This window comes from Streptomyces olivochromogenes (assembly GCF_021538895.1).
Classification (GTDB): domain Bacteria; phylum Actinomycetota; class Actinomycetes; order Streptomycetales; family Streptomycetaceae; genus Streptomyces; species Streptomyces olivochromogenes_A.
The window spans coordinates 21,961-31,306 of sequence record NZ_JADDRL010000110.1; the positions used below are offsets into that span (position 1 = coordinate 21,961).

10 protein-coding genes and 1 tRNA gene are annotated in these 9,346 nt (G+C 71.5%); 3 read left to right on the forward strand and 8 right to left on the reverse strand.

Translation table 11 applies throughout. The features are described 5' to 3' along the window. Positions 1-75: 75 nt before the first annotated feature. Both IPZ69_RS37055 and IPZ69_RS37060 read left to right on the forward strand, forming a co-directional pair. On the forward strand, positions 76-540 hold the full coding sequence (locus IPZ69_RS37055) for a DUF3592 domain-containing protein (RefSeq protein ID WP_235459103.1): 465 nt from the start codon (positions 76-78) through the stop codon (positions 538-540). A gap of 50 nt (positions 541-590) precedes the next feature. Then, positions 591-2,264: an AMP-binding protein gene (locus tag IPZ69_RS37060; protein ID WP_235459104.1), complete on the forward strand. Its 1,674-nt coding sequence runs from the start codon at positions 591-593 to the stop codon at positions 2,262-2,264. A 56-nt stretch (positions 2,265-2,320) separates the two neighbouring features. On the opposite strand, the gene IPZ69_RS37065 is transcribed toward IPZ69_RS37060, so the two are convergent. The 6 genes from IPZ69_RS37065 to ehuB all read right to left on the reverse strand — a co-directional run bounded on the left by IPZ69_RS37065 (position 2,321) and on the right by ehuB (position 6,516). Continuing rightward, a tRNA-Lys gene (locus IPZ69_RS37065) sits at positions 2,321-2,394 on the reverse strand. A gap of 90 nt (positions 2,395-2,484) precedes the next feature. After that, the gene (locus tag IPZ69_RS37070) at positions 2,485-3,243 is read right to left on the reverse strand and encodes an IclR family transcriptional regulator (protein ID WP_235459105.1); all 759 of its coding nucleotides are present in this window, start codon (positions 3,241-3,243) and stop codon (positions 2,485-2,487) included. 196 nt (positions 3,244-3,439) lie between these two features. Continuing rightward, positions 3,440-4,219, reverse strand: a complete 780-nt coding sequence (gene ehuA, locus IPZ69_RS37075; protein ID WP_235459106.1) for an ectoine/hydroxyectoine ABC transporter ATP-binding protein EhuA — start codon at positions 4,217-4,219, stop codon at positions 3,440-3,442. A gap of 7 nt (positions 4,220-4,226) precedes the next feature. Continuing rightward, a complete protein-coding gene (ehuD, locus tag IPZ69_RS37080; RefSeq protein ID WP_235459107.1) occupies positions 4,227-4,877 on the reverse strand; it encodes an ectoine/hydroxyectoine ABC transporter permease subunit EhuD in 651 nt (216 codons plus the stop codon). Then, complete coding sequence (gene ehuC / locus IPZ69_RS37085; RefSeq protein WP_235459108.1) at positions 4,874-5,593, reverse strand: ectoine/hydroxyectoine ABC transporter permease subunit EhuC; 720 nt, start codon at positions 5,591-5,593, stop codon at positions 4,874-4,876. Before ehuC ends, ehuD begins: the two co-directional genes overlap by 4 nt. Next, complete coding sequence (gene ehuB, locus IPZ69_RS37090) at positions 5,590-6,516, reverse strand: ectoine/hydroxyectoine ABC transporter substrate-binding protein EhuB (protein WP_235459109.1); 927 nt, start codon at positions 6,514-6,516, stop codon at positions 5,590-5,592. Before ehuB ends, ehuC begins: the two co-directional genes overlap by 4 nt. A 47-nt stretch (positions 6,517-6,563) precedes the next feature. On the opposite strand from ehuB, the gene IPZ69_RS37095 reads away from it, so the two are divergent. Then, positions 6,564-7,058, forward strand: a complete 495-nt coding sequence (locus IPZ69_RS37095) for a DUF3830 family protein (RefSeq protein WP_235459110.1) — start codon at positions 6,564-6,566, stop codon at positions 7,056-7,058. On the opposite strand, the gene IPZ69_RS37100 is transcribed toward IPZ69_RS37095, so the two are convergent. Together IPZ69_RS37100 and IPZ69_RS37105 are read right to left on the reverse strand one after the other, a co-directional pair. Next, complete coding sequence (locus tag IPZ69_RS37100; protein ID WP_235459111.1) at positions 7,039-8,427, reverse strand: amidase; 1,389 nt, start codon at positions 8,425-8,427, stop codon at positions 7,039-7,041. The two genes, IPZ69_RS37095 and IPZ69_RS37100, sit on opposite strands and share 20 nt — an antisense overlap. Positions 8,428-8,442: 15 nt before the next feature. After that, on the reverse strand, positions 8,443-9,346 hold a 904-nt coding region (locus IPZ69_RS37105; RefSeq protein WP_235459112.1), incomplete at its 5' end, for a D-2-hydroxyacid dehydrogenase.

The window sequence follows — 9,346 nt, forward strand, 5'->3', positions numbered from 1 at the left end:
AGGCCCCGTCGCGGACGGGGTAGGTTCCCGCCACGCCGGTCATTCGCGTCGGCTCACTGACCTCGGGGGAACCTCATGGAAGCGCTGTTCTACGTCATACCCCTCATCATGATCGCCGGTGTGTCCTTCGCCGCCGTCCGTATCATCGGCCGCTCCCGGCAGATCAGCCGGGCGTGGAGCCACGGCCTGACGGCCGAGGCGCGCTGTCTGCGGTCGTACACGACGACCAGCGGCGGCGGTGGCGACTCGTCCGTGAGCACCACGCTGCACCACGTCTACGAGTTCACGACCCGCGAGGGACGCACGGTTCGGTTCGAGGAGTCCAACGGACCGGGGACCGTCATCGAGGGTGACTTCGTCACCGTGCACTACCTGCCCGAACAGCCCGAGCGGGCCACCGCCCACCCGCCGGCCCGCGGCAAGCTCGCCGCCGGCACCGGCTGCATGCTGGTCTTCTTCGGCGTGTTCATCTCCTTCTGCATCGTCTTCATGGTCATGGCCCACGTGATGTTCGCGGAGTCGGACGGTCTGATGCCGTAGCGGGTAGCGGGACTCCACATCTGACGCCACGTCAACTACCGTGCGCCCCCATGGAATCCAAGGGGCGCACGGTCGCCGAACTGGTGGCGGCGCGGTGGGGCGACCACCGGCCGGGGCTGCGGTTCGAGGACCGGGCGCTGACCCACCACGAGGTGGCCGCCGGTGCGGCCGCCCGCGCCGCTCTGCTCGCCGACCTGCTGCCACCCGGCGCCGAGCCGCACGTCGGGGTGCTGCTCGACAACACCCCGGAGTTCCCGCTCTGGCTGGGCGCGGCCGCCCTCGCCGGGGCCGCGGTCGCCGGGGTCAACCCCACCCGCCGGGGCCCCGAGCTGGCCCGCGACATCCTGCACACCGAGTGCCCGCTCCTGATCACGGAGCACGCCCACCTGCCGCTGCTCGACGGGCTCGACCTGCCCGGGGTGCGGATCCTGGTCACCGGCACCGCGGAGTGCAACGCCCTCCTCGCCCCGTACGTGGACGCCGAGCCCGACCCCTCCCGCGCCGCGCCCGCCGACCGCTTCCTGCTCTACTTCACCTCCGGCTCCACCGGCGCCCCCAAGGCCGCCCTCTGCTCCCAGGGCCGGCTGGCCGCCGCCGGACTCTCCCTCGTCGGCCAGTTCGGTGTCCACCAGGACGACGTGCACTACGTCTGCATGCCGATGTTCCACGGCAACGCGGTGATCGCGGACTGGGCACCCGCGCTGGTGGCCGGGGCCGGGGTGGCGCTGCGCCGACGGTTCTCGGCGTCCGGGTTCCTGACGGACGTACGCCGATACGGGGCCACGTACTTCACCTATGTCGGCCGGGCGGTCCAGTACATCCTGGCCACCGAGCCGCGCCCGGACGACCGGGACAACCCGTTGCGGCTCGGCTTCGGCACGGAGGCGGGGACGGTCGACGCGGCGGCCTTCGAACGGCGCTTCGGCGTGCGGCTGGTGGAGGGGTACGGCTCCTCGGAGGGCGGCGCGGCCGTGCAGTGGTCGCCGGGGACGCCGCCCGGCGCGGTGGGGCGGGCGACCCCGGGGCTCGTGGTACTCGACCCCGGCACCCGCGAGGAGTGCCCGCCGGCCCGCTTCGACCCCGCCGGACGGCTGCTCAACGGGGACGACGCGATAGGGGAGCTGGTCAACCGCGGGCCGAGCCCCTTCGAGGGGTACTGGCGCAACCCCGGGGCGGAGGCCGAGCGGCGCCGCTGGGGTGGCTGGTACTGGACCGGCGACCTCTTCTATCGCGACACCGACGGCTACCTCTACTTCGCGGGCCGCACCGACGACCGCCTCCGCGTCGACGGCGAGAACCTGGCCGCCGCGATGATCGAGAACATCCTCGCCCGGTACGAGGGGGCCGCCGCCGTGGCGGTCTACGCGGTGCCGGACCCCGTCACCGGGGACCAGGTGATGGCCACCATCGCCGGGAGCTTCGACCCCTCGGCCTTCGCGGAGTTCCTGCTCGCCCAGCCCGACCTGGGGACGAAGATGGCACCCCGGTTCGTGCGGGTGGTGGAGCGGATGCCGGTCACGGCCACGAACAAGATCCACCGGGCCGGGCTCAGGAAGGAAGGGGTCCGGTGCGCCGACCCGGTGTGGTGGCGGCCGCCGGGGGAGCGGGCGTACCGCAGACTGACCCCCGAGGACGCCGAAGGGCCCCTCGTTTCCACGAGAGGCTCGTCAGTGGGGGGTGTGGGTGGCGGAGCCCCCACCGCGCGCGGCGCAGCTGCGCAATAACAGAGATGGCGAGCCGAGTCCGCGCTTTTTGCGGACATGGCTCGCCATCGTCATCGTGCGCCGCCAGGGACTCGAACCCCGGACCCGCTGATTAAGAGTCAGCTGCTCTAACCAACTGAGCTAGCGGCGCATGACTCCCGCCGTCCGCTCTGCGCGGTCGGCGACGAAGAAAATACTACCTGGTCCGCGGGGTGCTCGTGACCACCCCGCAGACCAGGCCCTAGATCGCCAGGGAGAGCAGCACCGGGCCCACCTCGCGGTTGAGGGCGTCGGCGGCCTGGCGCAGCCGGTGCGCGTGCTCGACCGGGAGCGAGAGCGCCAGGCAGCCCACGGCGGCGCCGGCGGTGATCGGGACCGCCGCGCACACCGTGCCGATCGCGTACTCCTGGAGGTCCAGGACGGGCACTGTCGGCGGCTGCGACTCCAGGCGGGAGAGCAGCAGCTTGTCGCTCGTGATGGTGCGCGAGGTGAGGCGCGCCATCTTGTGCCGGGAGAGGTGGTCGCGGCGGGCGTCGTGGTCGAGCTGGGTCAGCAGGCTCTTGCCGACCGCCGTGGCGTGGGCGGAGAAGCGGAAGTCCACCCACTCGTTCACCGCGGGCGTCGTCGGGCTGTCGGCGTACTGGGTGACCTTGACCTCGCCGTCCACGTACCGGCTGATGTAGACGGCGGCGCCCACCGAGTCGCGCAGCCGGTCGAGGGTCAGCTGGAGCTTGTCGCGCAGGGCCCGCTCGCGGTCATGGGCGGATCCGAGGCGCCGGAGGGTCTCCCCGGTGACGTAGGCGCCGTCGGTGATCTGCTCGACGTACCCCTCGCGGCGCAGCATGCGCAGCAGCGCGGTCAGACGCTCGGGATCCAGGCCGGTCCTGCGGGCCAGCTCGGTGTCGGTGACGCCGGTGGAGTGTCCTGCCACCGTCTCCAGCACGCGCAGGGCGTCCTGGGCGGAGTGGTACGGGGCGGTCGGCTCGTGCTTCAGCGCCACGGTGGTCCCCCTGCGCTCGCTCTCTGGGCCGCGATCCGGTCAGTCGATCCTTACCACGATATCGGGCAAGAACCCTGTGTGGAGAGGTTGTTGGCGAGATCTTGGCCCTCCCGGCTGCGGCTCGGACACTCCGGCATATGTCCGAGTCATGACCCGACGCGGGGACCTCCCGTGTTGGTGCGTTCACACCCCGTAGTCACAGCACGGCGCTGAGAAATTCCCGGGTCCGCTCCTGCTCCGGATCGCTGAAGATCTTCTCCGGCGTGCCCGACTCGATGATCCGTCCCGAGTCGAACATCAGCACCTGGTCGGAGATGTCCCGGGCGAAATTCATCTCGTGGGTCACGCAGAGCATGGTGATGTCGGTGCTGCGGGCGATGTCCCGGAGCAGGTCGAGGACGCCCGCGACCAGCTCGGGGTCGAGCGCGGAGGTCACCTCGTCCAGCAGCAGCACCCGGGGCCGCATCGCCAGCGCCCGGGCGATCGCCACCCGCTGCTGCTGGCCGCCGGACAGCTGCGTCGGGCGCATGTCGCGCTTGTCGGCGAGCCCCACCAGGTCGAGCAGCTCGCGGGCGCGCGCCTCGGCCTCGTCCCGGGAGAGGCCGAGGACGGTGACGGGCGCCTCGGTGATGTTCCGCAGCACGGTCATGTTCGGGAACAGGTTGAACTGCTGGAACACCATCCCGATCTTCCTGCGAACCTCCCGGACCTGCTTGTCCGGCGCCGGGAACAGCGGCTGCCCGTCGACGGTGATCGTGCCCTCGTCCGGCGTGGTGAGAGTCATCAGCAGCCGCAGGATCGTGGTCTTGCCGGAGCCGGAGGGGCCGATCAGCGTCACGTGCTTGCCGGACTCGACGGAGAAGTCCAGCCGGTCCAGCACGGTGTTGGTCCCGAAGCGCTTGGTGACGCCCGCCAGGCGGATCAGCTCGCCGTCGGCCGCGGGCGGGCCGGCGAGCGCGTCGGTCTGTTTCGTCACAGGGGTGTCAGCGGACAAGGCGTCGCTCCAAGGCTCGCAGAAGAAGGGAGGCCAGATAGGAAATGAGGATGAAGGCCACGCCGATCACGGTGAGGGGCTCGGTGAACTGGAAGCGCTGCTGCGAGAACAGCCGCGCCTGCCCGAGCATCTCCAGCACGGTGATCACCATCAGCATCGGCGTGTCCTTGAGCATCGCGATCACGTAGTTGCCGAGGGCGGGGATCACCCGGCGGATCGCCTGCGGCAGGATCACCGCGGTCCAGGTCCGCCGCCACGGCAGGTTCAGCGCCGTGGCGGCCTCCCACTGGCCGACGGGCACCGCCTCGATACCGGCCCGGTAGACCTGCATCGTGTACGTCGAGTAGTGCAGCCCGATCGCGAACACACCGGTGGCCAGCGCCGAGAAGGTCAGACCCCACTCGGGCAGCACGTAGAACAGGAAGAACAGCTGCACCAGCAGCGGGGTGTTGCGCACGAACTCCGTGACCACCCCGACCGGCCAGCGCACCAGCCGGCTCGGCGTCCGCATCAGCAGCGCCCACACCAGGCCCAGCCCGAAGGAGAGCAGCGACCCCAGGGCCAGGGCCTGCAGGGTGACCAGCAGCCCGTCCCAGAAGTGCGGCATGAACTCGCGTACGGCACTCCAGTCCCACTTCATGCGACCCGCCCCCCGACTCCGGTCGTCCGCGCCCGCTTCAGCTCACGCGCCGCCGATTCCGTGCCGGCCTCCTTGCCGACCCCTGTCTTCAGCCGCTTCTCCAGCGAGCGCATCAGCCGTGTGAGCGCGAAGGCGATCACGAAGTAGATCAGCAGGACGTAGGTGTAGATCTCCGCGCTCTGCTGCAACGCCAGCCGCACCAGGTTGGCGGTGAAGGTCAGATCGCCCATGCCCGTGATGGACACCAGCGCGGTGCCCTTGAGCAGCTCGATCAGCAGATTGCAGAAGGACGGGATCATCTCCGGCACCGCCTGCGGCAGCAGGACCAGCCGCAGCCGCTGCCAGGGCGTGAAGCTGAGGGCGATGCCGCCCTCCTGCTGCGCCGGGTCGACCGCGTTCAGCGCGCCGCGCACGATCTCCGCGCCGTACGCGCCGTACGTCAGCCCGAGCGCCAGCGTGCCCGCCCACATCGGCACCAGCTGCCAGCCGAAGGCCACCGGCAGCACGAAGAACACCCAGAAGATCATCACCAGCGCCGAGGTGCCGCGGAACACCTCGGTGTAGAAGCCGGCGAGGAAACGGACGATCCAGCGCCGGTGGGTGCGCGCGATCCCCACGACGAAGGACACCGCCGTCGCCAGCAGCGCGCTGAACACCAGCAGCTGGAGGGTGGTCCAGACGCCTTTCAGTACGAGTTCCCACAGGCCCTGAGTCATCCGCCGCACAGCTCCTTCGCGGTGAGGTCGGTCATCTCGGCCTTCGTGAAGCCGAACGGCCGCAGGACGCGGAACAGCTCCCCGCTCTTCTTGAGCTTGCGCAGCTCGGAGTTGAAGGCGTCCCGCAGCTTCGTCTCGGTCGACCGGAACGCGAACGCGCCGCCGTCCACGTGCGGCGCGCCGTCGACGATCGGAGCGAAGGGCCGGGTGGCCTCGGCCTTGGCGGACTTCTTCACCACCTCACGGGTGGTCAGGGCCGTACCGGCGAACACGTCGGCGCGCCCGGCCTCCACCGCGTTCAGCCCCGCGACCTGGTCCGGCACGATCAGGATGTCGCTCTCCTTGTAGCCCGCCCCGACCGCGTACTGGATCTCGGCGTATCCGGTCCCGGTGGCGAACTTCGCCTTCTTCGCCACGACGTCCTGGTAGGTGTGCAGGCCCTTCGGATTGCCCTTGCGCACGATGAAGGAGTCGAGCATCTGGTAGTCGGGATCGGCGAATATCACCTGCTCGCAGCGGTCGGGATTCACGTACATCCCGGCGGCCACGACGTCGAACTGCTGTGAGTTCAGACCGGGGATCAGCGAGCCGAACTCGGTCGGCACCGGCTGCACCCGGTCCACCCCGAGCCGCTTGAACACCACCTTCGCCAGTTCGGGCGCCTCACCGGTGAGATGCCCGTCCGTGTCGATGTACCCGAAGGGGATCTCACCGGCGATCCCGAGCCGTACGACACCCTGTGCGCGCAGTCGGTCGAGCAGGTCGCCGCCGTCCTCGCCCGACGCCGCGGCCACGCGCGTACAGCCGGAGGCACCCAGCGCGCCCACCGCACCCAGTGCCGCGACACCCGCGAGCACCGAGCGCCGGCTGTGTCTGTGTTCCGACCGGATCGTGTGCAGTCCGTTCCCAAGTGGTGGAGCCATGGCGGCGCGGCTACCCAGGCGGTCCCGTCGTATGCACCCTGGGTTTCATGGCCGATCGATTCGTCACCGTCTCGCTGGAACGGCGGGACATCCACTGCACGGCACGACTGTTGGACGACCGCGCGCCCCTGACCTGCACGGCGGTGTGGGAGGCCCTGCCGCTCGCGGGCGACGTCTTCCACGCCAAGTACGCGCGCAACGAGATCTACGCCCTCTTCCCGCCCTTCGCCTCCACGGAACCCCCACTGGAAAACCCGACCGTCACCCCGATCCCCGGCGACCTCTGCTACTTCTCCTTCGCCGGCACCGAACTGGGCACCAAGGCCTACGGCTACGACCGCGAGGTCCGCCCCGAGACCACCCTCGTCGACCTCGCCCTGTTCTACGAGCGCAACAACCTGCTGCTCAACGGGGACGTGGGCTGGGTGCCCGGGATCGTCTGGGGCCAGGTCGTCGACGGCCTCGACCGGATGGCCGAGGCCTGCAACGACCTGTGGCGCACCGGCGCGGCGGGGGAGACGCTCAGCTTCCGGCGGGCGTGAGCCCCGCCTCGTACAGCGCGTGGGCGGCGCGCAGCACCAGGTCGTCCCGGTGCCGTGCCGCCACGAGTTGCAGGCCGACGGGCAGACCGTCCTCGTCGGCGCCCACGGGCACCGTCGCGGCGGGCTGCTGGGTGAGGTTGAAGGGATAGGTGAACGGCGTCCAGCCGGTCCAGCGTCGGTGCCCCGAGCCCCGGGGCACCTCGGCGCCCGCCTCGAACGCCGTGATCGGCAGGGTCGGCGTCACCAGCAGGTCGTACGTGTCGTGGAAGATCCCCATGCGCCGCCCGAGGCCCATGCGCACGTCCACCGCGGCCAGATAGTCCAGCGCGCTGTACCGGGCCCCCTGCGCGCAGATCTCGCGCAGCCCGGGATCGAGCAGTTCCCGCTGGTGCGGCGTGAACCGCTGGGTGAGCCGGGCCGCCCCGCCGAACCACAGGGTGTGGAACGCCTCCACCGGGTCGGTGAGGTCCGGGTCGGTCTCCTCGACGTACGCGCCGAGCCCCGCCAGGCCCTCCACCGCCCGCCGCACCGCCGCCGCGACCGCCGGACGCACCGCCACCTGCCCGCCCAGCGACGGCGAGTACGCCACCCGCAGCCCCCGCACCCCCGCGCCCAGCGCCGCCACGAACGAGCCGGGCGCCGGGCCCAGCGCCGACCAGTCACGGGAGTCGGGCACGCCGATGACGTCGAGCAGCAGCGCCGCGTCCGCCGCGTTGCGGGTCATCGGGCCCACGTGCGACAGCGTGCCGAACGCGCTCGGCGGATACAGCGGCACCCTGCCGTACGTCGGCTTCAGCCCGAAGATCCCGCAGAACGCCGCCGGGATGCGCACACTGCCGCCGCCGTCCGTGCCCAGTGACAGCGGGCCCGCGCCCAGCGCCACGGCGGCCGCGCCGCCCCCGCTGGAGCCGCCCGCCGTGCGGGAGGGGTCGTGCGGGTTGCGGGTGATGCCGGACAGGGGCGAGTCCGTGACGCCCTTCCAGCCGAACTCCGGTGTCGTCGTCTTGCCGAGGAACACGGCGCCGTGCTCGCGCAGCCGGGCGACGGACGGCGCGTCCTCGTCCCAACGGCCGTTCGGATCAACGGTCTTCGAGCCGCGCAGGGTCGGATGGCCGCGCAGCAGCAGGATGTCCTTCACCGTCACCGGCACGCCGTCCAGCAGTCCGGCCGGCTCACCGCGCCGCCACCGCTCCTCGGACTCCCGCGCCCGCGCGAGCGCGTCCCGCTCGGTGAGCCGCACGAACGCGTTCACCTCCGGCTGGATCCGGGCGGCCCGCTCCAGCGTCGCCCGGGTCGCTTCCACGGGACCGAACTCGCCCTTGCGGTAACCGTCGAGGAGTTGGACGGCGGTCAGGTCGGTGAGCTCCATGCACCCTCCCGGGGGTCAGTGACCGGGCACGTATCCGCGCTGCTTGTCGACCACGTTCACCAGGGGTCTGCCCACCGCCCAGCGCTCGTACAACTCGACGAACTGGGCTCCGAGTTCGTCGCGCCAGCCGACCGTGTCCCCGCTCATGTGCGGGGAGACGACCAGACCGGGCAGGCGCCACAACGGGCTGTCGGGAGTGAGGGGTTCGTCGGTGAACACGTCCAGGGCCGCGCCCGCGATCCACCGCCGGGTCAGTGCGTGGGCGAGCGCGTCCTCGACGACCAACTGCCCGCGCCCGACGTTGATGAAGTACGCCGAGGGCTGCATCACCCCGAAGCGGCGGGCGTCGAACAAGCCGTGCGTGGCCTCGGTCAGCGGCGCCGCCGCGATCACCCAGTCCGCCCGGGCGATCAGCCGGTCCAGGTCCCCGGGGCCGTGGATGCCGGTGCGCGGCACGCGGCCGACGACGGCGGTGGTGACGTCGAGGGCCTTGAGCGTGCGGGCGATCGTCCGGCCGATGGGCCCGGAGCCCACCACGCACGCGCGCGTGCCGGCCAGCCGCCGGGACTCGCGGTGCCGCCAGGTCCGCTCCCGTTGCAGGTCCAGCGTCCGGGGCAGGTCCTTGGCGAACGCGAGGACCAGCGCGGCCACGTACTCGGCGATGGGCCGGTCGAAGACGCCGCGCGCGTTGGTCACCACCGTGTCGGACGCGGCGAGTTCCGGACACATCAGGTGGTCGACGCCCGCGCTCGCGGTGTGCACCCAGCGCGGGCGCGGGCCCCCGCCCGGCCAGGCCTCGCGCACCGCGTGCGAGGTGAAGTCCCACACCAGCAGGACGTCGGCCGCCGGGAGGCGCCCGGCGAGGCCGGCCGCGTCCGTGTGCTCGATCCGGGCGCGGCCGGTGAGGCGGCCGAGGCGG